General features: G+C 71.3%; 24 protein-coding genes and 2 tRNA genes. 13 read left to right on the plus strand and 13 right to left on the minus strand.

Annotated elements, in window-relative coordinates; translation table 11 throughout:
• Positions 1-26 precede the first annotated feature (26 nt).
• From fdhD to ACIGNX_RS04890, 3 genes are read left to right on the plus strand one after another with little or no spacing between them, the layout of a single operon-like run.
• A complete protein-coding gene (fdhD, locus tag ACIGNX_RS04880) occupies positions 27-851 on the plus strand; it encodes a formate dehydrogenase accessory sulfurtransferase FdhD (RefSeq protein ID WP_396536389.1) in 825 nt (274 codons plus the stop codon).
• Positions 848-2,014 (plus strand): CaiB/BaiF CoA transferase family protein, encoded by a 1,167-nt coding sequence (locus ACIGNX_RS04885; protein WP_396536391.1) that lies wholly within the window; start codon positions 848-850, stop codon positions 2,012-2,014. Before fdhD ends, ACIGNX_RS04885 begins: the two co-directional genes overlap by 4 nt.
• A 59-nt stretch (positions 2,015-2,073) precedes the next feature.
• Positions 2,074-2,940: an alpha/beta hydrolase gene (locus ACIGNX_RS04890; protein WP_396536393.1), complete on the plus strand. Its 867-nt coding sequence runs from the start codon at positions 2,074-2,076 to the stop codon at positions 2,938-2,940.
• Between the two features lie 47 nt (positions 2,941-2,987).
• Here the strand turns inward: ACIGNX_RS04890 and ACIGNX_RS04895 are convergent, their stop codons facing one another.
• The 5 genes from ACIGNX_RS04895 to tig all read right to left on the minus strand — a co-directional run bounded on the left by ACIGNX_RS04895 (position 2,988) and on the right by tig (position 7,801).
• Positions 2,988-3,575 carry an RBBP9/YdeN family alpha/beta hydrolase gene (locus ACIGNX_RS04895; protein ID WP_396536395.1) on the minus strand — a complete coding sequence of 196 codons (588 nt, stop codon included), beginning with the start codon at positions 3,573-3,575 and terminating at the stop codon, positions 2,988-2,990.
• Position 3,576: 1 nt separating this feature from the next.
• Positions 3,577-4,857: an ATP-dependent Clp protease ATP-binding subunit ClpX gene (gene clpX, locus ACIGNX_RS04900; protein ID WP_396536397.1), complete on the minus strand. Its 1,281-nt coding sequence runs from the start codon at positions 4,855-4,857 to the stop codon at positions 3,577-3,579.
• Positions 4,858-5,065: 208 nt separating this feature from the next.
• Positions 5,066-5,692, minus strand: coding sequence for an ATP-dependent Clp protease proteolytic subunit (locus ACIGNX_RS04905; RefSeq protein WP_396536399.1), 627 nt, complete (start codon positions 5,690-5,692; stop codon positions 5,066-5,068).
• Positions 5,693-5,727: 35 nt separating this feature from the next.
• Positions 5,728-6,306 carry an ATP-dependent Clp protease proteolytic subunit gene (locus ACIGNX_RS04910; protein ID WP_396536986.1) on the minus strand — a complete coding sequence of 193 codons (579 nt, stop codon included), beginning with the start codon at positions 6,304-6,306 and terminating at the stop codon, positions 5,728-5,730.
• A 142-nt stretch (positions 6,307-6,448) separates the two neighbouring features.
• Entirely contained in the window at positions 6,449-7,801 is a 1,353-nt protein-coding gene (gene tig, locus ACIGNX_RS04915; RefSeq protein ID WP_396536401.1) for a trigger factor, read from the minus strand.
• A gap of 1,163 nt (positions 7,802-8,964) precedes the next feature.
• Between tig and ACIGNX_RS04920 the strand changes: the two genes are divergently transcribed.
• Together ACIGNX_RS04920 and ACIGNX_RS04925 are read left to right on the plus strand one after the other, a co-directional pair.
• Entirely contained in the window at positions 8,965-9,870 is a 906-nt protein-coding gene (locus ACIGNX_RS04920) for a LysR family transcriptional regulator (protein ID WP_141978685.1), read from the plus strand.
• 90 nt (positions 9,871-9,960) lie between these two features.
• A complete protein-coding gene (locus ACIGNX_RS04925) occupies positions 9,961-10,212 on the plus strand; it encodes a hypothetical protein (protein ID WP_396536403.1) in 252 nt (83 codons plus the stop codon).
• On the opposite strand, the gene ACIGNX_RS04930 is transcribed toward ACIGNX_RS04925, so the two are convergent.
• On the minus strand, positions 10,209-10,373 hold the full coding sequence (locus ACIGNX_RS04930) for a hypothetical protein (RefSeq protein WP_396536405.1): 165 nt from the start codon (positions 10,371-10,373) through the stop codon (positions 10,209-10,211). The two genes, ACIGNX_RS04925 and ACIGNX_RS04930, sit on opposite strands and share 4 nt — an antisense overlap.
• 57 nt (positions 10,374-10,430) lie before the next feature.
• Positions 10,431-10,504 (minus strand) — tRNA-Pro (locus tag ACIGNX_RS04935).
• Between the two features lie 61 nt (positions 10,505-10,565).
• On the opposite strand from ACIGNX_RS04935, the gene ACIGNX_RS04940 reads away from it, so the two are divergent.
• Positions 10,566-10,636, plus strand: a tRNA-Gly gene (locus tag ACIGNX_RS04940).
• A 607-nt stretch (positions 10,637-11,243) separates the two neighbouring features.
• Positions 11,244-11,588, plus strand: a complete 345-nt coding sequence (locus ACIGNX_RS04945) for a VOC family protein (RefSeq protein ID WP_396536407.1) — start codon at positions 11,244-11,246, stop codon at positions 11,586-11,588.
• Between the two features lie 142 nt (positions 11,589-11,730).
• Here ACIGNX_RS04945 and ACIGNX_RS04950 read toward each other — a convergent pair whose 3' ends face one another.
• Positions 11,731-12,447: a maleylpyruvate isomerase family mycothiol-dependent enzyme gene (locus ACIGNX_RS04950; protein WP_396536409.1), complete on the minus strand. Its 717-nt coding sequence runs from the start codon at positions 12,445-12,447 to the stop codon at positions 11,731-11,733.
• Positions 12,448-12,532: 85 nt separating this feature from the next.
• Between ACIGNX_RS04950 and ACIGNX_RS04955 the strand changes: the two genes are divergently transcribed.
• Complete coding sequence (locus tag ACIGNX_RS04955; protein ID WP_396536411.1) at positions 12,533-13,741, plus strand: GNAT family N-acetyltransferase; 1,209 nt, start codon at positions 12,533-12,535, stop codon at positions 13,739-13,741.
• A gap of 60 nt (positions 13,742-13,801) precedes the next feature.
• Positions 13,802-14,587 carry a hypothetical protein gene (locus ACIGNX_RS04960; protein ID WP_396536413.1) on the plus strand — a complete coding sequence of 262 codons (786 nt, stop codon included), beginning with the start codon at positions 13,802-13,804 and terminating at the stop codon, positions 14,585-14,587.
• Here the strand turns inward: ACIGNX_RS04960 and ACIGNX_RS04965 are convergent, their stop codons facing one another.
• Both ACIGNX_RS04965 and ACIGNX_RS04970 read right to left on the minus strand, forming a co-directional pair.
• A complete protein-coding gene (locus ACIGNX_RS04965) occupies positions 14,588-15,391 on the minus strand; it encodes an Fpg/Nei family DNA glycosylase (RefSeq protein WP_396536415.1) in 804 nt (267 codons plus the stop codon).
• Positions 15,391-15,858: a ribose-5-phosphate isomerase gene (locus tag ACIGNX_RS04970; protein ID WP_396536417.1), complete on the minus strand. Its 468-nt coding sequence runs from the start codon at positions 15,856-15,858 to the stop codon at positions 15,391-15,393. Before ACIGNX_RS04970 ends, ACIGNX_RS04965 begins: the two co-directional genes overlap by 1 nt.
• A gap of 78 nt (positions 15,859-15,936) precedes the next feature.
• On the opposite strand from ACIGNX_RS04970, the gene ACIGNX_RS04975 reads away from it, so the two are divergent.
• On the plus strand, positions 15,937-16,593 hold the full coding sequence (locus ACIGNX_RS04975) for a 2-phosphosulfolactate phosphatase (protein ID WP_396536419.1): 657 nt from the start codon (positions 15,937-15,939) through the stop codon (positions 16,591-16,593).
• A gap of 150 nt (positions 16,594-16,743) precedes the next feature.
• Here the strand turns inward: ACIGNX_RS04975 and ACIGNX_RS04980 are convergent, their stop codons facing one another.
• Both ACIGNX_RS04980 and ACIGNX_RS04985 read right to left on the minus strand, forming a co-directional pair.
• Positions 16,744-18,099 (minus strand): aldehyde dehydrogenase family protein, encoded by a 1,356-nt coding sequence (locus tag ACIGNX_RS04980; RefSeq protein ID WP_396536421.1) that lies wholly within the window; start codon positions 18,097-18,099, stop codon positions 16,744-16,746.
• A 68-nt stretch (positions 18,100-18,167) separates the two neighbouring features.
• Positions 18,168-18,791: a disulfide bond formation protein DsbA gene (locus tag ACIGNX_RS04985; RefSeq protein ID WP_396536423.1), complete on the minus strand. Its 624-nt coding sequence runs from the start codon at positions 18,789-18,791 to the stop codon at positions 18,168-18,170.
• Positions 18,792-19,011: 220 nt separating this feature from the next.
• Between ACIGNX_RS04985 and pepN the strand changes: the two genes are divergently transcribed.
• Positions 19,012-21,573: an aminopeptidase N gene (gene pepN, locus ACIGNX_RS04990; protein ID WP_396536425.1), complete on the plus strand. Its 2,562-nt coding sequence runs from the start codon at positions 19,012-19,014 to the stop codon at positions 21,571-21,573.
• Between the two features lie 30 nt (positions 21,574-21,603).
• Here the strand turns inward: pepN and ACIGNX_RS04995 are convergent, their stop codons facing one another.
• Positions 21,604-22,614 (minus strand): helix-turn-helix domain-containing protein, encoded by a 1,011-nt coding sequence (locus tag ACIGNX_RS04995; protein ID WP_396536427.1) that lies wholly within the window; start codon positions 22,612-22,614, stop codon positions 21,604-21,606.
• A gap of 81 nt (positions 22,615-22,695) precedes the next feature.
• On the opposite strand from ACIGNX_RS04995, the gene ACIGNX_RS05000 reads away from it, so the two are divergent.
• Positions 22,696-23,538, plus strand: coding sequence for a helix-turn-helix domain-containing protein (locus ACIGNX_RS05000; protein WP_396536429.1), 843 nt, complete (start codon positions 22,696-22,698; stop codon positions 23,536-23,538).
• Positions 23,535-23,699 (plus strand): DUF397 domain-containing protein, encoded by a 165-nt coding sequence (locus ACIGNX_RS05005; RefSeq protein ID WP_396536431.1) that lies wholly within the window; start codon positions 23,535-23,537, stop codon positions 23,697-23,699. The genes ACIGNX_RS05000 and ACIGNX_RS05005 overlap by 4 nt, the downstream gene beginning before the upstream one ends.
• The last annotated feature ends 32 nt before the right edge of the window (positions 23,700-23,731 follow it).

The raw sequence follows: 23,731 nt of genomic DNA on the forward strand, positions 1-23,731 counted from the left end.
CGCGGGTACTTGGAGGAGGAGTCGCGATGGGACGGGTCACCGTGCGTCGTCCAGTGGTCACGTATGCGCGGCGGACGTCCCGCAAACGGGTGGACGCGCTGGCCGCTGAGGAGCCGATGGAGCTGCGGGTGGGCGGCAAGCCGCTGACCGTGACGATGCGGACGCCCGGCCACGACGTGGAGCTGGCGCACGGCTTCCTGCTCGGCGAGGGCGTCATCACCGGCCTGGAGGACGTCTCGGTCGCCCGCTTCTGCGAAGGCGCCGGGCCGGACGGCCGCAACACCTACAACGTGCTCGACGTGACCCTCGCCGCCGGCGTCGCGCCACCCGACCCGGGCGTGGAGCGCAACTTCTACACCACCTCGTCGTGCGGCGTGTGCGGCAAGGCGGCCCTCGACGCGGTCAAGCTGAAGACCGCCCACTCCCCCGCCGCCGACGCCGCCACCGTCGACGTGGACGTCCTCGCGGGCCTCCCGGACGCCCTGCGGGCGCGCCAGAAGGTCTTCACCGCCACCGGCGGCCTGCACGCGGCGGGCCTCTTCACCACCTCCGGCGAGGCCCTCGTCGTCCGCGAGGACGTGGGCAGGCACAACGCGGTGGACAAGGTCGTCGGCTGGGCCGTGCTGAACGGCAGGGTGCCGCTGGCCGGCGTCGTGCTCATGGTGTCCGGCCGGGCGTCGTTCGAGCTCGTGCAGAAGGCCGCCATGGCGGGCATCCCGGTGCTGTCCGCCGTCTCCGCCCCGTCCTCCCTGGCCGCCGACCTGGCCGAGGAGCAGGGCATCACCCTCGTGGGCTTCCTGCGCGGCGACTCGATGAACGTCTACACGGGCCACCACCGGGTCACCGCATGAGACCGCTGGACGGCGTGACCGTCCTCAGCCTCGAACAGGCCGTCGCCGTCCCCTACGCCACCCGCCTGCTGGCCGACCTCGGCGCCCGCGTGATCAAGGTGGAGCGGCCGGGCGGGGGCGACTTCGCCCGCCACTACGACTCCGCGTGCGGCGAGGTGTCCTCGTACTTCGCCTGGGCGAACGCCGGCAAGCAGTCCCTCGCGCTCGACCTCAAGCACCCGGCCGCCGGGGAGGTCGTGCGGGACCTGGTCGCCGCCGCCGACGTGGTGCTGTGCAACCTCTCACCCGCCGCCGCGCGTCGACTGGGTGTGGACGCCGACTCGCTGCGCCGGACCAAGCCCGAGCTCGTGGTCGGGGAGCTGTCCGGGTACGGCGACCCCGGCCCGTACGCGACCCGCAAGGCGTTCGACGCCCTGGTGCAGTCCGAGGCGGGCCTCATCGCCCTCACCGGCCAGGACGACGTCACCGCCCGCGCCGGCATCTCGGTGGCCGACATCGCCGCGGGCGTGCAGCTGCACGCCGCCGTGCTGGCCGCCCTGCTGCACCGCTCCCGCACCGGCGAGGGGGCGACGCTGCGGCTCACCCTCTTCGAGGCCATGGCCGAGTGGATGCACCAGCCGATGCTGTACGCGGCGGGCACCGGTCGGGCCGCGCCGCGCACGGGCGCGCACCACCCGAGCATCGCCCCGTACGGCCCGTTCCCGTGCGCGGACGGCACCGTGCACCTGGCCGTGCAGAACGACCCGCAGTGGCGTCGCCTCTGCCGGCTGCTCGACCGCCCCGACCTCGCCGAGGACCCCCGCTTCACCACCGTCGCCTCCCGCGTGGCCCACCGGCCGGCCCTGCACGCCGAGCTGGACTTCACCGCCTGGACCACCGAGGGCCTCCTGCGGGCGCTGGACGACGCCGACGTGCCCGCCGCCCTCACCCGCAGCGTCGCCGACCTGCCGGAACACCCCCAGCTCACCGCCCGCGACCGCCGCACGACCGTCCCGGTGCCCGGCGGCGGCGTCACCGCGCTGCGCCCACCGGTCGACTCCACCGCCTGGGGGTGGGCGCCCGAACCCGTGCCCGCCCTCGGCGAGCACACCGACCACGTCCTGCGCGACCTCGGCTACCCGCCGGAGCGGATCGCGGACCTGCGAGCCCGTTCGGCGATCTGAGGAAACACCGGTCACGCTCGAGGCGATGTGGTGGAAGGGCTGCGTCGAGGGGGATGGCCATGGTCACCAGGCGAACGGTGCTCGCCGCGCTGGGCGGTGGCGCCCTCGCGGCCACGGGCGCGACCGCCGCGCTGCACGGCGACGCGCCCTTCGGCGAGGCGCTGAGGCACGCGCTGGGCGTCGCGGGACCGGTGCCGACCGTGCGGCGGGCCGTCGTCACCGTCGAGCGCGTCCGCTCCCGCTGCCGGGGCCGTGACGTCGACCTGCTCACGATGGTCCCGCCGGGCGTCCCGACCCGGGGCCTGCCCATGTCGGTCCTGCTGCACGGCCGCCGGGGCAACGCCCGCCAGGCCGCGCCGGGCGGCACGGCCGAGGCGCTGGTCGCCGCCGTCGCCCGCGGCCAGGTGCCGCCGTTCGGCTTCGTGTCCGTGGACGGCGACGACCACTACTGGCACGAGAACGTGCCGGGCGACGACCCCATGGCCATGCTGCTCGACGAGGTGCCCGCCTGGCTGGCCGAACGCGGCTTCGGCGCCCCGTTCGCCTGCACCGGCGTGTCGATGGGCGGCTTCGGCGCGCTGCTCTACGCCCGCAGGCGCGCCGAGCGCCGTGAGCCCGCCAGGGCCGTCGCCGCCATCGCGCCCGCCCTGCTCACCGACTGGGCGGAGATGGCCAAGCGCCGCGCGTTCAGCGGCCCGGACCAGTGGGCCGCCCTCGACCCGCTGCGCAACCTCGACAAGCTGGGCGACGTGCCCGTGGGCGTCTGGGCGGGCGACCGCGACCCGTTCCTCACGGGCACGCGGCGGTTCATCGCCGCCGCCAAGCCCGCCGTCGCCTCCATCACCCCCGGCGGCCACGACGACACCCTGTACCGCAAGGTCGTGCCCGACGTGATCCGCTTCCTGGGCAAGCGCGTCCCGAGGTAGGGCCCTCGCCGTCCCTCTTCCGGGTGACGGTCTCTTCCGGGTGACGGTCAGCGCGGGGTGAGCGGCACCCGACCGCTGCGCACCCACTTCAGGACCGCGGGCCACTCGCCGTAGCCCGCGTCCACGTTCAGGTGAGCACCGCCCACGATGACGTCCAGGTCCACCCGCAGCCCCTCGGCCAGCTCCTTGGCCTGCGCCAACGTGCAGTAGTGGTCGCCCTCGCCCGCCACCAGCCTGGTCGACACCGCCGCCCTGCGCGCGAGCGTCGGCCCCACCTCGGGGTGCAGGAACTCCGCGATCAGCGGTTCGCCGTCGAAGTCCGGGGCGGGCGGCGCGACCAGCAGCACGCGGTCCACCCGCAACGACTCGTCGAACGACCCGGCCGCGTGGTGCAGCCACAGCAGCGCGGCCAGCGAGTGCGCGACGACCACCCGTTCACCCGAAGCGGGCATCGCGGCCAGGTGCGACCGCAGCTCGTCCAGCCACGCCGACAGCCGCGGCGCGTCCGGCGAGCTGAACCGGGGCAGGTCCACCACCCCGCCGTGGTGGGCCAGTTCGCCTGCCAGCCAGTTCTGCCAGTGCTCGGGCCCGGAGCCGCCCAGGCCGTGCAGGATCAGCGTGTGCGGGAGGGACAACTCAGGCCGACTTCTCGCGGCGCTCCCGGCGCGACGGCTGCCGGGCCACGATGGTCGGGTTCACGTTCTCCTTCACGGTCTGCTCCGTGATGACGACCTTGGCGACGTCCGAGCGGCTGGGGATGTCGTACATCACCGGCAGCAGGACCTCTTCCATGATCGCCCGCAGGCCGCGCGCGCCCGTGCCCCGCAGGATCGCCTGGTCCGCGACCGCCTCCATCGCCGTCCGGGTGAACTCGAGCTCCACCCCGTCCATCTCGAACAGCTTCTGGTACTGCTTGACCAGCGCGTTCTTCGGCTCGGTGAGGATGCGGACCAGCGAGTCCTTGTCCAGGTTCGTGACGCTGGCGACCATCGGCAACCGGCCGATGAACTCCGGGATGAGCCCGAACTTGATCAGGTCCTCGGGCATCGACTCGGCGTAGTAGTCCGCCGCGTCGACCTCGGCCTTCGTGCGCACCTCGGCGCCGAAGCCGAGCCCGCGCTTGCCCACCCGGTCCTGGATGATCTTGTCGAGGCCCGCGAACGCGCCCGCCACGATGAACAGCACGTTCGTCGTGTCGATCTGGATGAACTCCTGGTGAGGGTGCTTGCGACCACCCTGCGGCGGCACCGAGGCCGTCGTGCCCTCCAGTATTTTCAGCAGCGCCTGCTGCACGCCCTCGCCCGACACGTCCCGCGTGATCGACGGGTTTTCACTCTTTCGAGCGATCTTGTCGACCTCGTCGATGTAGATGATGCCGGTCTCGGCGCGCTTGACGTCGTAGTCCGCCGCCTGGATGAGCTTGAGAAGGATGTTCTCCACGTCCTCGCCCACGTAGCCCGCCTCGGTCAGCGCCGTGGCGTCCGCGATGGCGAACGGCACGTTCAGCATCTTGGCGAGCGTCTGGGCCAGGTAGGTCTTGCCGCACCCGGTCGGCCCGAGCATGAGGATGTTCGACTTGGCGAGCTCGACGCCGTCGTCGCGGCCCTCGCGCCCGCGGTCACCTGCCTGGATGCGCTTGTAGTGGTTGTAGACCGCCACCGAGAGCGTCCGCTTGGCCTCGTTCTGGCCGATCACGTACTGGTCGAGGAACTCGTGGATCTCGGCGGGCTTGGGCAGCTCGTCGAGCTTGACGTCGCCTGCCTCCGCGAGCTCTTCCTCGATGATCTCGTTGCAGAGGTCGATGCACTCATCGCAGATGTAGACACCCGGTCCGGCGATGAGTTTTTTCACCTGCTTCTGGCTCTTGCCGCAGAAAGAGCACTTCAGCAGGTCGCCGCCGTCACCGATACGTGCCATGACCGCTGACCTCTGTCCCCTCCGGCGCACGACCTGGTGAAGTGCGCCTGACTGCTGATGTGGCGGGTGCCCGCTGGGCGCGGGATCCGCCCGTTCCCCTCGACGGTACCTGCCCTACCCGCCTGTGCGGGAGGACCAGCGTGCCCCCGACACGCCGAACCGGGCAGGACCCCTGGTCGGCTCGGCGTGTCGGGCACCACGCCGCGACTTACTTCGCCGAGAGCTTCCGGTACGGCAGCACGCTGTCGACGATGCCGTAGGCCTTGGCCTCATCGGCGGTGAGGATCTTGTCGCGCTCGATGTCCTGGCGCACCTGCTCCGGCGTGCGGCTGGTGTGCTTGGCGAGCGTGGTCTCCAGCAGGCGGCGCACGCGCTGGATCTCGTTGGACTGGATCTCCAGGTCGGAGACCTGCCCGTAGACGCCCTCGGTGGCCGGCTGGTGGATCAGGATCCGGGCGTTGGGCAGCGCGTGCCGCTTGCCGGGGGTGCCCGCCGCGAGCAGCACGGCCGCCGCCGAGGCCGCCTGGCCCAGGCAGTAGGTCTGGATGTCGGGGCGGACGAACTGCATGGTGTCGTAGATGGCCATCAGCGAGGTGAACGAGCCACCCGGCGAGTTGATGTACATCAGGATGTCGCGGTCGGGGTCCTCCGACTCCAGCACGAGCAGCTGGGCCATCACGTCGTTGGCCGACGCGTCGTCCACCTGCACGCCGAGGAAGATGATGCGCTCCTCGAACAGCTTGTTGTACGGGTTGGACTCCTTGATGCCGTAGCTCGTCCGCTCGACGAACGACGGGAGCACGTACCGGGACTGCGGCGCGTGGAACTGGCTCACTTCAGGTCTCCTGGTGGCTGGTGCTCTGGTCGCGGTCAGTTGGTCGACGCCTGGCTGGCGCGGGTGATCACCTTGTCCACGAAGCCGTACTCCAGGGCTTCCTGGGCGTTGAACCAGCGGTCGCGGTCGGAGTCGGCGATGATGCGCTCGACCGGCTGACCGGTGTGCTGGGCGATCAGCTCGGCCATCTCGTGCTTGGTGCGGGTGAGCATGTCCGCCTGGATGGCGATGTCCGCGGCCGTGCCGCCGACGCCGGCGGAGGGCTGGTGCATGAGGATGCGCGCGTGCGGGAGGGCGTGCCGCTTGCCGGGGGCGCCCGCGGAGAGCAGGAACTGCCCCATCGACGCGGCCAGGCCCATGGCGTAGGTGGCCACGTCCGGCTCGATCAGCTGCATCGTGTCGAAGATCGCCATGCCCGCGGTCACGGAGCCGCCGGGCGAGTTGATGTAGAAGGTGATGTCCTTCTCCGGGTCTTCGGCGGCGAGGAGGAGGAGCTGGGCCACGATCTGGTTGGCGATGTTCTCTTCGACCTGCGTGCCCAGGACGATGATCCGCTCGCGGAGCAGACGCTCGTAGACCGAGTCGTTGAGGTTCATCCCCGAGGCCGCTCGCATCACGGGCTCCGAGAAAGAGTGCTGCGTCACGTCTGCCTGCCTTACTGTGCCGACTTGCTGTGCGAAAAGAGTCTCGTAGCAACGACCTTAACGAAGGCGGGCGGCGTCGACGTCCCGACACCGCCCGCGTTCGCTCAGGGCTTCACTCCGCGTTCGCGGGTTCCTCGGCGGGCTTGACCTCGCCGAAGAGCTCGTCGAGGTCCAGCTCGTTGCCCGCCGCGTCGGTCACCGTGGCCTGGCGCACGACCGACGCCAGCGCCTTGCCGCGGCGCACGTCGGCGAAGATCGCGCCGAGCTGGCCCGACTGCTGGGCCCGCTTGACGTACTCGTCCGGGCTGATGCCGAACCGCTGCGCCTGGTAGATGATCCGCTCGGTCAGCTCCGCGTCGGTCACGTTGAGCTGCTCGGCGTCGGCGATGGCGTCGAGCACGAGCTGCGTCTTGACCGCCTGCTCGGAGGCCTCGCGCACCTCGGCGTCGAACTGCTCCTGGGTCTGGCCCTGCTCGGCCAGCCACTCCGCGAAGCGGGCCTCGTCGTGGTCCAGGGCGTGGATGGCGTCGTGCGCCCGCGCCTCGACCTCGCTCTGCACGACGGCCTCGGGCAGCGGCACCTCGACGCTGGCCAGCAGCGCCTCCAGCACCTTGTCCCGGGCCTGCACGCCCTGCTGCATCTTCTTCACGCGGCCCAGGCGGGTGCGCAGGTCGGCCTTCAGCTCGTCCAGCGTGTCGAACTCGCTCGCGAGCTGGGCGAACTCGTCGTCCAGCTCGGGGAGCTGGCGCTCCTTGACCGAGTTCACCACCACGGTGACCTCGGCGTCGCGGCCCGCGTGCTCGCCGGCGACCAGGGTGGTCGTGAACTGCTTCGACTCGCCCTCGGCGGCGCCGATGAGGGCCTCGTCGATGCCCTCCACGAGCTGACCGGAGCCGATCTCGTAGGACAGGCCGGTGGTCTTGGCCTCCTCGACCTCCTCGCCGTCCACGGTCGCCGACAGGTCGACCACGACGAAGTCGCCGTTCTCGGCCGGGCGCTTGACGCCGGTGAGGGTCGCGAACCGGGCGCGCAGCTCGTCCAGCTGGGTCTCCACGTCCTCGTCGGTGACCTCCTGGTCGTCGACGGTGACGGACAGCTCGCCGAAGGCGGGGACGGTGATCTCGGGGCGGACGTCGACCTCGGCGGTGAACGCGAGGGACTCGCCGTCCTCGATCTTGGTCACCTCGAAGTCGGGGCGGCCCAGGGTGCGCAGCTCACCGGAATTGACGGCCTCCAGGTACTTGGCCGGGATGGCCTCCTGGACGACCTCGTCCAGCACGGGCGCGCGGCCGATGCGGCTCTCCAGCACGCGGGCGGGTGCCTTGCCGGGGCGGAAGCCGGGGATGCGGACCTGCTTGGCCAGCTTGCGGTACGCGCGGTCGAAGTCCGACTTGAGCTCGTCGAACGGCACCTCGACGTTGATCCGGACCCGCGTCGGGCTCAGGTGCTCGACGGTGCTCTTCAACGTGGTCTCCTCGTAACGGGCAGGACGTGCGGAACACCCCGGGAACGCGTCGGGGCGCGCCGGGATTCCGCCTGAGTCTAGGCGGTCGGCCGACGGCGTGGCGCTAGCACCCCGGCTCCGGGTGCCGCAACCGGGCGTGACGGGACCGCCGGGGCCAATGTCCGGGCAATACCCCGTCGGCGGGAATCACTTAACAGGGACACTTCGGGAATTCCTGATATGCGTGGAATCACGCCCGTTCGGATCACCCGTCCGTGTCGCTGGACGGGGCTGTCCGCGCCGCCCCTCCGAGCCTCCGGCGGGGGCGGTGAAAATCACAACGCTGGTTCCTAACCCGCCTTCGGCGGTGCGCCGCGACGGTGTGACCGGGGGCGGGCGGGCGGTTCGCGAGGGTCCCGACGCACGGTGACCGGGCAGTGAGACCGCATTTTCGCGGCTTCGCCAGAGGCGGATCGGTGGTACCTATGCCGCCCAACGGTCGATCGACAGGGCGATCCGTTAGGCCGTTCGAGTGGCACTGGGAGCCGTGACCACGGCGGAGCGCGTCATCACCGAGCGAGGTCACCGCGAGGTCGTGTAACACGTATGCCGTAGAGACGACTAACAGTCGGCAACCGCCTGCGAGGGGAGGTTCACCACAAAGAGTGAATTGAGGCCGTTTGGAGTAGCGCTCGACGGAAAAGTTTCACGGGTCGAGATGACTCCAACCGCCGTAGTCCATTAGTGTGGGTTTCAGGTAGCGTGACGCCCGGATCCGCATGTTGGACCAGCGATAATTCAGGTTGCCGGACGTTCTGGGGGGTCAGCAGCGGACGCAACCGGCAACCGGGACCGACAGGAACGAGCGAGACAATGTCATCGAGCTCTTTAACCACCTACCAGACAAGGTGCCGATGACCCCATGAGATCCATTCCGCCGCTGCCGAACACTAAACCAGGACCGTCTCAGGGCGCCGGCTGTGACTTCGGGGTCCGACGGACCTCGGGACCACTTGCCGGACACCGCGTCCCACCCCTCGCGGTAGCGCGGCGATGTTGATCAACCACTGGCCACGCGCTCGCGGAAGCGCAGCCAGATCGACTGCCGCCACGTACGAGAGATCACGATGCCGTCCCCTGTCGACCTCATCGTGGACCACTTAAACGCACCGTTGGGGAGCTCCATGGAGACGCGTCAGCTTTTGGCGTTCACAACTGTGGTTCAAACGGGCAGCTTCACCAAGGCAGCCGCCACGCTGAATTGCTCACAACCCACTATAACCACTCGGATCAAGGCACTCGAAGAGACCCTCGGCGTGCCGCTGTTCCGGCGACTTCCGCGCGGCATCCAGATGACCTCTGCCGGTGTCGAGCTGTTGCCTTTCGCCCGGAACATCATCACCCTGACCGACAAGGCCAGGAAAGCCATCACGATGAACGGCGAGCCGCACGGCAAGCTGGTCATCGGCAGCGCACAGAGCCTGACCGACTACCGTCTGCTACCACTGATCGAGTACATGTGCTGGCGGTACCCGAGCGTCCAGATCTCACTCCACTCGCGCAACACCCAGGCGAACCTGACCTCGGTGCGTGAGGGGCGGCTGGACTGCACCTTCTTCATCGGCTCCGTGGAGCCCCGCGAGGGGTTGGAGACGACGGTGCTGTGCCCGGAGCCGCTGGTCATGGTCGCCGGCCCGACCCACGCCCTGACCAGGCGTTCGGTAATCACCGAGGACGAGCTGCGGGGCAGCACGCTCATCCGGGCCGAGAACGGTGCCAGCTACTACGAGCAGTTCGAGCAGGCGCTGGGGCTCCAGGAAGCGGAGTCGAAGTCGCCGGTGCTCGCGCTGGACTCCATCGACGCCGCCAAGCGGGCGGTCGCCTCGGGTCTGGGGATCTCGCTCGTCCCCGAGGTGACGGTCGCGGCTGAGCTCGCCGACGGCAGGCTCTGCCGGCTGCCCTGGGTGCCCCCGTTCCGGGTGTACACCCAGTTCGCGTGGCGGCAGGACAACTCCACCAACCCGTCGGTGACGGCACTCGTGTCGGCGGCGGCGCAGGTGGTCAGCGAGCAGGTGGCGACGCCTGCTTGACACTGGGGGAGCCGTTCTTGAGCACCCGGGCGCGGGCGTGCTCAAGAACGGCCCGCGTTTCGCTTCCCGGGTGCCGGGTAGGACGAACGCATGACCGTGAAGGCGAGTGACCTGCGAGCCCTGCTCACCTCGGACCTGCCGGACCCGACCCTGGTCCAGGTGGAGGGCCGGGTCGAGGTCGTCCAGGTGGACGACCTCGACACAGACCCGTACCGCGGTGCGCTGCTGCTGCTGTCGAGGGCGGAGCTGCTGGGCCGCGGTGTCGACGAGTCGACGTCGGACGTCGAGCTGGAACGCCAGGCGGCCACCATCTCCACCGCGGTGAACGACCTGGGGGCCTAGTCGCCCTCGGGGTCGCCCCCGGGCTTGTCGTCGGTGCCGTCGGGCTCTTCGCCCTCCACGCCGAAGCCGGTGGCGGGATCGGGTGCGCCCTGGCCGGGGTCGGCGGCGGCGATGCGGGGCTCGCCGAACCCGGGGTCGGGCTCGAACGGTGTCGTCGTCATGGGCGGGGACTACCCGCGGGAGGGCCCTGACCAACCGGAGGCCGGCCAGGGCGACCGTCGGGGCGACAGGATTTGAACCTGCGACCCCCCGCTCCCAAAGCGGGTGCGCTACCAAACTGCGCCACGCCCCGGTCCACCCAAGCCTATCGCGACCGGCTAAGCTGACCACGCGCCCACCCCGGTGGGTGCGGTGCGGGTGTAGCTCAATGGTAGAGCCCCAGCCTTCCAAGCTGGTCATGCGGGTTCGATTCCCGTCACCCGCTCTCTTCCTCCCCCGCGGGTCGACATCCCGCCGGGCGTCCTCAGTGGACGGTTTGTGACACGTCCCCGGTGCCGACGGTCGTACTCCGCGGCAGGGGGTTGGAGCCACCTTCGCGCGCTGATGTCGAGCGGCAGTTCGGGCGGTTGTTGAGCGGTGCGGCCAGTTGGGACGAGGTCGACCGGTGGGCCGGGCGGGGAGCACCTGCACGGCCCGGAGCAGTTGGCCGAGTGACTGGCCGAACTCCGTGGAAGCGATCCCACGCCGTAGTGCGGAAGCCGCGGGGATCGGCGGAATTCGTTGCCCCGACGGGATGTCGTCGAGTGCGATTCACGCTTTCGGGGATGCCCGTCGGCTTGACCGTCCTGGTTCGCAGGGCTTTATGCTCCCGGCGACGAGTTGTTGCCGACAACCCTCTGGCACGTGCGGACTCGTCGCGCGGTTGCGGGAAGCAAGGGTAGGGCCTGGGCGCTTCCCGCAACCCGAAAACGCGGTGAATCCGCAGGTGGTGGGCGCAGGAGGGGTCAGGGAGCCGAATTCCTCGAAGGTTGCGGCGCCTGTTTTCCCGGGCCGATGTCCCGTGCCTTTCCCGGGCGGCTCATCATGGGATCATGCGGTTGAACCAGATCGTCGTGGATTGCCTCGAACCGGCACGTCTCGTGCGCTTCTGGGCCGGCCTCCTCGGCGGCGAACCCGTCGAACGCGCGCACGGGTGGGCGCACGTCGTCCCGCCCGGGTGGCCCCGGATCTCCTTCCAACCCGTGCCCGAACCCAAGGCGGTGAAGAACCGGCTCCACCTCGACGTGGCCGTGGACGACCTGGCCGCCGCGAGGAGCGCCGCTGTCGCGCTCGGGGCGACGCCGCGGGGTGACGTGCGGACCGACGAGCAGGGCAGCTTCCAGGTCATGCTCGACCCGGCGGGCAACGAGTTCTGCTTCGTCAGCCCGGCTCAGTAGCGCGCCACGGCACGCCACAGCGCCTCGCCGAAGCGGATCGCGAGCACCACCATGAGGACGCCGATGGTGAACGACACCAGGCACCTCAGGATCACGCGCAGCTTCGCCACGCGCACAGTGTGCGCCCCCGACCCCCTCCGGATCACTGCGTCGCGGCGGCGACGGCGGCGCGCAGCGCGCGCACCACCGCGACATCCCCCTCCACCGACACGTGCTCCTCCCCCGCCCTCCCCCACAACCACAGGTCCACGGCGGACGGCGTGCCGCTGACCACGGCCGCCGCCCCGGCCGACGCGCGGTAGTCGACCACCCCCTCGTGCAGCGCCACGGTCCACTCCCGGCCCGGCACGCGCAGCGTCACGGCCCGCCCCGACGTGTGCGCGCCGGGCGGCTGGTGGCAGCCCAGCCACAACCGCAGCACCTCGTCGATGCCGTCCGCCGCCAGCCCGTCCGCCAACGGCGCCGCCGCACCGGTCGCGGCCTGCGCGTCCACCCGGTGCACCGCCGTCTCGTGCGCCATCCGCCGCACCCAGAACACGAGCGTCCCGTCCCACGGGCACCACGTGGCCGCGGGCGAGGCGGCACGGGACGGGTCCAGCACCGCGAGCAGCGCCACCACCCCGGCCCGGTACCAGGCGATCAGGTCGTCGTCCGGCGAGCACTCCCACCCAGCCGGGCGACCGCCGTCGGCGATCCAGCGCGGCACCAGGCGGTGGATCGAGCCGACGTGCGCGACCAGGTCGCGGACCGTCATCCCCGGGCACGCCGGCACGTCGCGGTCGAGTGGCGCGCGTTCGGCGGCGACCGCCAGCGCTTCGGCTTCGACGCGCAGCGCGTCGGCCAACGTGTGGGCGTCCATCCGCGCAGCATCGCGCACCGCCCCACCGCGCCGCGACCCCCTGGTCCGCGTCGCGCCCTACCGGCGACCGGCGTATGAACGGACCATGACGCTCACCCTCCGCACCCTCACCGCGGACGAACTCGCGCCCTTCCAGCGGGTCGTCAACTCGGCGTTCCTGTTGGACAGCGCGGAAGACCGGCTCGAACGGTGGCGCGGCCTGTTCGAGCCCGAACGGCACCGCGGGGTGTTCGACGGCGACGAGCTGATCGGCGGTGGCGGCATCCAGACCCGCGACATCACGCTGCCGGGCGCGGGTCCGCACCCCGTCGCGGCGGTCACGGGGGTGGCCGTGCTGCCGGGTCACCGCCGCCGCGGCGTGCTCACGCGCGTGATGCGGGCCCAGCTGCACGGCCTGCACGAGGAGGGACGCGAGGCGATCGCCGCGCTGTGGGCGTCGGAAGCGGCGATCTACCCCCGGTTCGGGTACGGCCTCGCGGCGGAGTTCACCCGGCTGGAGATCCCGCGGGGCGCGCGGTTCCACCCCGGGGCGTCGGTCGGCGAGGACCGGGTGCGGGAGGTGCCGCGCGAGGAGGCGATGCCGTTCGCCAGGGCGGTCTACGAGGACGTGCGGCCGGGTCGGACGGGCTGGTTGAGCCGCACGGACGCCGCCTGGGACCACCAGTTCGCCGACGCCGAGCACGACCGCGACGGGCTGACCGCCTACCGCTTCGCGCTGCACCCCGAGGGTTACGCGGTCTACCGCGTCAAGCCGGACTGGCAGGAGCGCGGTCCGCGCAACGAGCTGCACCTGCGGGAGATCGCGGCGCGCACGGACGAGGCGTACGCGGCGCTCTACCGGTACCTGCTGGACCTCGACATGGTGGGCGAGCTGAAGTCGTACACGGCGGCCGACGACCCCGTGGTCCACCTGCTGGAGGACTCGCGGCTGGCGTTGCGCGGCCGGTCGGACTCGCTGTGGGTGCGGGTCGTGGACGTCGACCGCGCGCTCGCGCAGCGCCGCTACGGCTCGGACGTGGACGTCGTGCTGGAGGTGGCGGACGGGTTCTGCCCCTGGAACGCGGGCCGGTGGCGGTTCGCGGTGAAGGACGGCGTGGCGACCGTGCAGCGGGTGGACGACGCGCCTGACGTGGTGCTGGACGTGCAGGCGTTGGGTGCCGCGTACCTCGGCGGGACGAAGTTGACGACCCTGGCCCGGGCACAACGGGTGAGTGAGGTCACCGAGGGTGCGCTCAAGGCCCTCTCACATGCCTTTTCGGGTGATCGTGAGCCTCACTGCCCGGAGGTGTTCTGACCGTCGGGGGAACCCCGGTCCGGTGCGCCTCGTTCTCCGGAGACCAAGCAGGGAGGGTCGATGACCACCACGATCGTGTTGCTCGTGCTGTTGGTCCTGGTGGGCGCGGTCTGGTACTCCGCCCGGTCCGCCGCCGAGAAGCGCCGTCGCGAGCTGGAGGACGCCCAGGCCGAGGCGCGGCGCTGGGTGGAGCGGCTCGGCGGGCAGGTGATGAACCTGACCGGCACGGACGTGGCGTCGCAGCAGGCGATGGCCGACGCGTCCGAGCGGTTCACCGCGGCCGGGTCGCAGATGGAGCAGGCGCGCACGGTGGAGCAGTGCCGCCTGGTCACGCAGACCGCGATGGAGGGCCTGTACTACGTGCGGGCCGCCCGGGTCGCGATGGACCTCGACCCCGGTCCCGAGCTGCCCGACCTCACCGGCCAGAGCCGCGCGGGCGCGGTGTCGGAGGAGCGCGACGTCACGGTCGAGGGCCACCGGTACGCGGCCTCGCCGCGGCCGGGCGCGCAGACGCCGCACTACTACCCCGGTGGCGTGGTCGCGGGGCGTCCGGTGCCGCAGGGCTGGTACTCCGAGCCGTGGTGGAAGCCCGCGCTCGTGGCGGGCGCGTGGACGTTCGGCTCGATGATGCTGTTCAACGCGATGTTCGTCGGCATGGCGGGCGTGCCCGCGGCCGTGGCGGCGGAGGACTACGGCGACGGTGGTGACGCGGGCGACGGCGGTGACTCCGGCGACTCCGGGGACGTGGGCGGCGACGCCGGCGGCGACTACGGCGGCGACTTCGGGGGCGGGGACTTCGGCGGCGGCGATTTCGGGGGCGACTTCGGCGGCGGGTTCGACTTCTGATCAGGCCGCCTGGCAGGTCGGGCACCAGTAGAGGTTGCGGCCGGCCAGCTCGGCGGCGGCCACGGGCGTGCCGCAGACCAGGCACGGCTGACCGGTGCGGCGGTAGACGTAGACCTCGCCGCCGTGCCGGTCCCGGCGCGGGGCGCGGCCGGTGACCTCGGGCAGGTGCTCCGGCCGCACGGTGTCGATGCGACCCGCCTTCACGCCCGCGCGCATCAGCACGGTCAGGTCCAGCCACAGGTCGTCCCACAACGCCCGGTCGACGCGGTTGCCGGGCACGAGCGGGTGGACGCCGTGCCGGAACAGCACCTCGGCGCGGTAGACGTTGCCGACGCCCGCGAGCACGCTCTGGTCGAGCAGCAGCACGGCGATCGACTGGCGGGAACGCGAGACGCGCTCGTACGCCAGGTCGGGTTTCGCGTCGCGGCGCAGCGGGTCCGGGCCCAGGCGGGCGCGCAGCGCGGCCACCTCGACGTCGGTCAGGACCTCACACCGGGTCGGGCCGCGCAGGTCCGTCCAGTGGGTCGGCCCCACGACCCGCATGCGCACCGCGCCGACCGGTTCGGTGACCGGGTGCGGCGACTCGGTGAACGTGCCGTAGAGGCCGAGGTGGACGTGCACGGTCGCGTCCGGGCCGTAGACGTGGAACAGGTGCTTGCCGTGCGCCTCGGCGCGTTCGAACAGCCGACCGTCCACGAGGGACGCGGTGAACCTGCCCTGCGGGCTCGACACCCGGACCGTCGAGCCCGCGTACCGGCGCTGGTGCAGCTTCGCCAGCCGGTGCAGCGTGTGGCCTTCGGGCATCAGGGCAGGGCCGGCGCCTCGCCGGTGCGCTCGTACTCGCGCAGGATGTCGATGCGGCGGGCGTGCCGCTCCTGGCCGGAGAACGGGGTGGCGAGGAACGCGTCCACGATCGCCAGCGCCTCCTCCGTGCTGTGCATGCGGCCGCCGATGCCGATGAGCTGCGCGTCGTTGTGCTCGCGGGCCAGCTTGGCCGTCTCGACGCTGTAGGCGAGCGCGGCCCGCGCGCCGGGCACCTTGTTCGCGGCGATCTGCTCGCCGTTGCCGGAGCCGCCGATGACGATGCCCAGGCTGCCCTCGTCCGCGACCACCCGGCGGGCGGCCTCGATGCAGAACGGCGGGTAGTCGTCCTCCGCGTCGTACACGGCGGGACCGACGTCGACCACCTCGTGGCCCGCGTCGGTCAGGTGCTTGACGAGGTGGGTCTTCAGCTCGAAGCCCGCGTGGTCCGATCCCAGGTAAACGCGCACGTCAGCAAGTCTGCCATCATCGGCAGGGTGTTCGGGCAGGAGGGTTGCCGGCTTCGCCTGGAGTGGGGACCGGAAGGTGTGACCGCGCTCGGTGCTCAGTGCGCGGTGCTCGTGGTCGTGGACGTGCTGTCGTTCTCCACGGCGGTGGACGTGGTCCTGTCGCGCGGTGGGGCCGTGCGGCCGGTGCGGTGGGCGGACCGGGCGACGGCGGCACCACCGGCCGACCCGTCGTGGACGTTGCGGCCGGCGTCGCTGGTGTCCGTGCCGGCGGGGGCGGTGCTGGACCTGGCGTCGGCGAACGGCGCCACGTTGTGCGCGTCGGCCGCCGGGACGGGGGCGGTCGTGCTGGTGGGGTGCCTGCGGAACGCGCGTGCGGTGGCCGCGGCGGCCCGTGAGCTGGCGGCGGGCGGGCCGATCGGTGTCGTGCCGGCGGGCGAGCGCTGGGGCGTGAACCTGCTGGAGAGCGGGGAGCAGGGGCCGTTGCGGCCGGCGGTCGAGGACCTGGTGGGCGCGGGCGCGGTGATGTCGTCCCTGCTGGGGTACGGCTCGGCGTCCGTGGAGGCGGCTTTGGCGGCGGAGGTGTACGCGCGGGCGTCGGTGGAGGACGTGCTGCACGGCTGCGTCTCCGGCCGGGAGCTGATCGCCGCCGGCCACGCCGCCGACGTCGCCCTGGCCTCCCAGGTCGACGTGAGCACCACCGTCCCCCGCCTGACCAACGGCCTCCTCACCTCCTGACCCCCGCGAGAGTCCTACGTTCAGCGCGCGAGAGTCCTACGTTCAGGCACCCCGAGTTCAACGCTCGGACATACCGCCCGGTATGCCGAGTGTTGAACTCACGGGCGCTGGACGTAGGACTCTCGAGGCTTGAACGTAGGACTCTCGCGGTCAGCGTTGGATGGACTTCAGTTCGGTGAACTCGGAGAGGCCGTGGTGGCCGAACTCGCGGCCGTTGCCCGACTGGCGGTAGCCGCCGAACGGGGCGCTGGTGTTGAAGGCCGCGCCGTTGATGTCCACCTGGCCGGTGCGCAGGCGCTTGGCCACGGCCAGCGCCCGGTCGGGGTCGGCCGAGAACACCGCGCCACCTAGCCCGTAGATGGTCGAGTTCGCGATGCGCACGGCGTCGTCCTCGTCGCGGTACGGCATGACCGACAGCACCGGGCCGAAGATCTCCTCCTGCGCGATCACCATGTCGGGCCGCACGTCGCCGAACACGGTCGGCGCGACGAAGAAGCCCCGGTCCAGCGGCCGCTCGACCCCGCCGAGCGCGAGCTTCGCGCCTTCGTCCACCCCGCGCCGGATGTAGTCGACCACGCGGTCGCGCTGCGCCGCCGTCACGGCCGGGCCCAGGCGCGTGGCCGGCAGCGCGGGGTCACCCGGCTGGTACTTGGCCGCCGCGGCGACCGCGACCTCCACCGCCTCGTCGTGCCGGTCGGCGGGCACGAGCACCCGGGTCCACGCGCTGCACGCCTGCCCGTTGTTCATGTACGCGTTGCCGACGCCGATCTTCACCGCACGCGTCAGGTCGGCGTCGTCCAGCACGACGTTCGCCGACTTCCCGCCCAGCTCCAGCGCCACCCGCTTCACGGTCTCGGCGGCCAGCGCGGACACCCGCCGCCCGGCCCGCGTCGAACCGGTGAACGACACCATGTCCACCATCGGGTGACTCACCAACGCCTCGCCGACCACCTGACCGGTGCCGTGGACCAGGGAGAACACCCCCCGCGGCACACCGGCGTCGTAGAGCACGGAGGCCAGCAGGTCGGCCGTGAGGGGCGCGAGTTCGCTCGGCTTGAGCACGACCACGTTGCCCGCCGCGAGCGCGGGCACGACCTTGGCGACCATCTGCTGCAACGGGAAGTTCCACGGGGTGACGGCCGCGACGACCCCGATCGGCTCCCGCAGCACGAGGGAGTTGCCGATCTCCTCGCCGTCGAAGTACCCGCCCGCCACCACGTCGGCCACGCCGCGCGCGATGCCCACCGGGTTCGGCACCTGCACCCGGGACGCGAACGTGATCGGCGTGCCCATCTCGGCCGTCATGGTCGAGGCGAACTCGTCGGCCCGCGCCTCCAGCGCGTCGGCCACCGCCCGCACCACGGCCAGGCGGGACTCCACCGGCGTCGCCGCCCAGCCCGGGAACGCGGCGACCGCCCTGGTCACGGCCGCGTCCACGTCACCGGCCGTGCCGGCGTGGACGGTGCCGATGACCTCTTCGGTGGTCGGGTTGACGACCTCGATCACGGTGGGCTCCCCGGGAACGGTGTGACACTCCAGGACGAAACGCGCCCCAGAGTGTCACACCGAGCGCGTCAGGAGAAGTCCAGGTCGCCGGTCCGCGTGCGCTTCAGCTCGAAGAAGTACGGGAAGCTCGCCAGCGCCCGCGCCCCGTCGAACACCTTCACCGCGTCCTCGCCGCGCGGGATCTTCGTCAGCACCGGCCCGAAGAACGCCACGCCGTCGATGTGGATCGTGGGCGTGCCCACGTCCATGCCCACCGGGTCCATGCCCCGGTGGTGGCTGGCGCGCAGCTCCTCGTCGTGCTCGTCGGTGTGCGCGGCCTGGGCCAGCTCGGCCGGCAGGTTCACGTCCTCCAGCGCGAGCTTGACGGCCTGGTCGTAGTCGCGCTCCTTGCCGAGGCCCTCGTTGTGGATGCGGGTGCCCAGCGCCGTGTACAGGTCGCGCAGCACGTCGTCGCCGTGCGCCTTGGCCGCGGCGATCGCGACGCGCACCGGGCCCCAACCGCGGTCGAGCATGTCGCGGTAGTCGGCGGGCAGGTCGCGGCCCTCGTTGAGCACCGACAGGCTCATCACCCGGAAGTTCAGGTCGAGGTCGCGCTGCTTCTCGACTTCGAGGATCCACCGGGACGAGATCCACGCGAACGGGCAGATCGGGTCGAAGTAGAAGTCGACCTTCGTGCGTCCCTCTGTCGACATGCGGTGTCCCTCCGTGGCTGTTCGTGAGCTGGAATGCGCCAGGTCCGGCACTCCCATCGTGCTCAACCCGGCCGCCGCGCGCAGTCTTCCCTCGGACGCCAGTCCACTTCCGGGCGTCCCACGTGATTGGATGCGACTGTCGTGTTCACCGACACGACACCGTTCCCGTTCCGACGAGGCCGGCGCCGAGGTCACGTGGCGCCGGCAGACGAGGTGACCAGTGGCGGCACCCAACCTCACCCGCGACCAGGCGCAGCAGCGGGCCGCGCTGCTGGAGGTCGACTCCTACCGGATCGAGCTGGACCTGACCGACGGTGGCGGCAAGCCCGGCTCGGACACGTTCCGCTCGACGACGACGGTCGCGTTCCGCAGCCGGACGCCCGGCGCGTCCTCGTGGGTCGACATCGTGGCCGCCAACGTGCACCGCGCCGTGCTCAACGGGCAAGAGCTGGACGTCTCGGCCTACCGCGAGGAGGACGGCGTCCACCTGCCCGGGCTGGCCGAGGTCAACGAGCTGACGATCGAGGCCGACTGCCGGTACATGAACACCGGCGAGGGCCTGCACCGGTTCGTCGACCCCGTCGACGGCGAGGTCTACCTGTACTCGCAGTTCGAGACGGCGGACGCCAAGCGCATGTTCGCCTGCTTCGACCAACCCGACCTCAAGGCGGTCTACGACCTCGCGGTCACCGCGCCGCACCACTGGAAGGTCGTCTCCAACGCGCCGATCGAGTCCACTGTGGACGCGGCGGGCGGCGCGGACCGGCACGTCTTCGCGACCACCAAGCCCATGTCGACGTACCTGGTCGCGCTGGTCGCGGGCCCGTACGCCGAGTGGCGCGACGAGTTCCGCGACGGCGACACGACGATCCCGCTGGGCATCTACTGCCGCGCGTCGCTGGCGCCGCACATGGACGCCGAGCGGCTGTTCACCGAGACCAAGCAGGGTTTCGGCTTCTACCACCAGGCGTTCGGGGTGACCTACCCGTTCGGCAAGTACGACCAGTGCTTCGTGCCGGAGTTCAACGCCGGCGCGATGGAGAACGCGGGCTGCGTCACGTTCCTGGAGGACTACGTCTTCCGCAGCCGCGTCACCCGCTACCTGTACGAGCGCCGCGCCGAGACCGTGCTGCACGAGATGGCGCACATGTGGTTCGGCGACCTGGTGACCATGCGCTGGTGGGACGACCTGTGGCTGAACGAGTCGTTCGCCACCTGGGCGTCGGTGCTGGCGCAGGCCGAGGCGACCGAGTACCGGCAGGCGTGGACGACGTTCGCCAAGATCGAGAAGTCGTGGGCCTACCGGCAGGACCAGCTGCCCTCCACGCACCCCGTGGCGTCCGACATCCCGGACCTCCAGGCGGTCGAGGTCAACTTCGACGGCATCACCTACGCCAAGGGCGCCTCGGTGCTCAAGCAGCTGGTGGCCTACGTCGGCCTGGAGAACTTCCTGGCCGGCCTGCGGGTGTACTTCGGCAAGCACGCGTGGGGCAACGCCACGCTGGCCGACCTGCTCAACGCGCTGGAGGAGGCGTCCGGCCGCGACCTGTCGTGGTGGAGCGCCCAGTGGCTGGAGACCACCGGCCTGAACCTGCTGCGGCCGAAGTACGCCGTCGACGCCGAGGGCCGGTTCACCGAGTTCGCGGTGCTCCAGGGCGGGGCGCGGCCGGGTGCGGGCGAGCTGCGCACGCACCGGCTGGCGATCGGCGTGTACGACTCCGACGAGCACGGCAAGCTCGTGCGCACGCACCGCGTCGAGCTGGACGTCTCCGGCGAGCGCACCGAGGTGCCCGACCTGGTCGGCGTGCCGCGCGGCAAGCTCGTGCTGGTCAACGACGACGACCTGACCTACTGCACGATGCGGCTCGACGCCGACTCGCTGGCGTCGCTGATCGACCACATCGCCGACATCGCCGAGCCGTTGCCGCGGACCCTGTGCTGGTCGGCGGCGTGGGAGATGACCCGCGAGGCCGAGCTGAAGGCCCGCGACTTCGTAAACCTGGTGCTCGGCGGCCTGCACTCGGAGACCGAGGTCGGCGTGGTGCAGCGGCTGCTGCTCCAGGCGCAGACGGCGCTCTCGTCGTACGCGGACGCGTCGTGGCGCGACGAGGGCTGGCGCAGGTTCACCACGCGGACGCTGGAGCTGGCGCGCGCCGCCGAGCCCGGTTCGGACCACCAGCTGGCGTTCGTGAACGCCCTGGCCGGCTCCGTGCTGGACGAGGAGACGCTGGCGGTCGTGCGGGGCTGGCTGGAGGGCACGGACGTGCTCGACGGCCTCGACGTCGACACCGACCTGCGGTGGCGGCTGCTGCACGCGCTGGTCGCGCACGGCGCGGCCGGGCTGGACGAGATCCGGGCCGAGGAGGAGCGCGACCCCACCGCCACCGGCCACCGCAAGGCCGAGTCGGCACGCGCCCTGCGGCCCGCGGTCGAGGCCAAGACCGAGGCGTGGGACCGCGCGGTGAACGACGACGACCTGCCGAACGCGGTGTCGGAGGCGATCGTCGCGGGCATCCAGCACCCCGGCCAGAAGGCGCTGCTGCAGCCGTTCGTCGAGCGGTACTTCGCCGACGTCGCCGACGTGTGGGAGCGGCGGTCGAGCGAGCGGGCGCAGTCGGTGGTGGTCGGGCTGTTCCCGTCGTGGTCGATCTCGAAGGAGACCGTCACGGCGGCCGACGAGTGGCTGGCCGAGGAACGCCCGCCGGCCCTGCGCCGACTGGTGTCGGAGGGCCGTGCGGGCATCGTGCGCGCTCTGGCGGCCCAGGAGTTCGACCGGTCCTGAGGCTCGCGCGGGCTGGACGGGGTGACGCCTTCAGGCGTCACCCCGTTTCGCGTCCGGGGCCGAGCGGTGGTCGCGGTCGTAGGCGTCGGCCCAGCGGGCGAACACGTCACGCGACTGGAGCGGGGTGAGGACGAGGCGTTCCAGCCGGCGCATCTTCGCCTCGTAGGCGGCGACCGCGGTGGGGTCGTCGTGGAACACCGTCGCCGCCTCGGTCTCCGCGTACGCCAGCGGCTTCACCGGCGACGAGAACGTCAGCAGCGTCCCGGGGTGGCGCAGGGCCGCGTGCGACCCCACGCCCATCGGGATGATCCGCGGGTTGATGCGCGCCCACCCGCACATCAGCGTCAGCCGCAGCAGTTGGTCCCGCATCACCTTCGCGTCGCCGACCACGACCCGCAGCGCGGCCTCGTGCACGTAGATGACCGCCTCCGGGCCGCCCGGCCTGCGCAACGCCTCCTGCCGCGCCATCCGCGCCTCGGTCGCGCCCCGGTCGCCCGTGAGCGCGAACGCGTAGTCCTCGGTCTGCGCCAGGCTCGGGACGACCAGCGGCTCGTAGGTCGCCAGCGTGCGGGCCGCGTGCTCGTGGACGGACACGGCCGTGAGCGAGTCCGGCCACGGGTCGTGCCGCCGCAGGAAGTTGCCCGTGTCGGCCTCGCTCGCGATGGCCATGATCCGCTCCCGCGTCGGTTTGTCCGCACCGCAGCGGCCGAGCAGCGTCCCGATTTCCCACGGGCTCGTGCGGCGGCTGCCGGTCTCCAGCTTCGACAGCTTGCCCAGCGACCAGCCCAGTGCTTCGGCCACGGACCCGGACGACATCCGGGCCCGGTGCCGGACGCGCCGCAATTCCTCCCCCAATTCCCGGCTGCGAGCGCTGCTCAGTCGGGCAGCCGGCCTTTCCTCGGTCTCCACAAAACCCCCTTCACCGCACAAGAGAAAAGGGTGCGGCGGGGTGGTGGGCGCGGCGGGCTCGTGCGCGCACCACCACCCCGCCGCACATGTCCGACCAGTGTGCGGACTGGCCGGTGGCCTGTTGCACAACACCTTGTCCGGCCCGCAACACGCGGTCAATACCCTTTTCGAGCGAGAGACTTGACCACTGGTCCAGCCCTAGTATCGCTTTTCATGAACCGCAATACGTCGAAGGCCATCGCATTGGGAGCGCGCCTGCGCAACGCACGTGAGGCCAATAATCTCAGTCAACGCGCACTCGCGAAGAAGATTGGAGTCGTGCATTCGTTGCTCTCGCGCAACGAAAACGGTCAGCGGGTGCCGACGAGGACCGAGGTGATCCGCATCCTCGAACCGCTCCACATCAGCGAGCGGGAGCGCGAGGAGATCCTCGCGATGACGGACGACCCGAGCGGATCGCCCCTCGCGGTGATCGACCTCCCGGAGCGGCGCGCGCAACTGGCGGCGCTGGTCGAGGTCGAGCAGATGGCCAAGGAGGTGGTGAGCTGGTCGCCCATGCTCATCCCGGGACTGCTCCAGGTCAGCTCCTACACGCGCGCCATCATGGAGGCGGCCCGCATCCCGGAGGGCGAGATCGCGACGCGGGTCGCGGTCCGGATGGGCCGACGCGACATCCTCACCCGCCGCGCGCCGGTCCACTACACCGCCTTGATCGGCGAGAGCGCGCTCCGCCAGACCATCGGCCGCCCGGCCGTCATGGCCGAGCAGTTCGACCACCTGCTGATGATGAGCGCGCACGAGAACGTCGACCTCCGCGTCATCCCCCTCGCCACCGGGTGGCACCCCGGCCTGGAGGGCGCCTTCCAGTTGCTCAAGTGCGACGGCACGTCGTTCGCCCACCTGGAGAACCAGATCAGCTCGGTGTTCGTGCAGGAACCCGAGGCGGTAGCCGGCTTCGAAGCGTCCGTGCCAAGGTTGCTGGAGGTCGCGATGAGCCCGGAGCGGTCCTTCGAACTCATCGCGAAGGAGGTGCAGCGGACGACGGGAGTCGCATGACACGTCGGTGGAAGAAGTCCAGCAGGAGCGTGAGCGACGGTGCCTGCGTCGAGGTGGCGAACCACCTCGACGCGGTGCGGGACAGCAAGAACCCCTCGGTCGTGCTGAGCGTCAGCCCGGCACGGCTGAAGGCGTTCGTGGACGGGCTCAGGGCCCGGTGAACGCGAAAGCCCCGGCGGAGGTCCCGCCGGGG

Source organism: Actinosynnema sp. NPDC053489 (genome assembly GCF_044544865.1).
Taxonomy (GTDB): Bacteria; Actinomycetota; Actinomycetes; order Mycobacteriales; family Pseudonocardiaceae; genus Actinosynnema.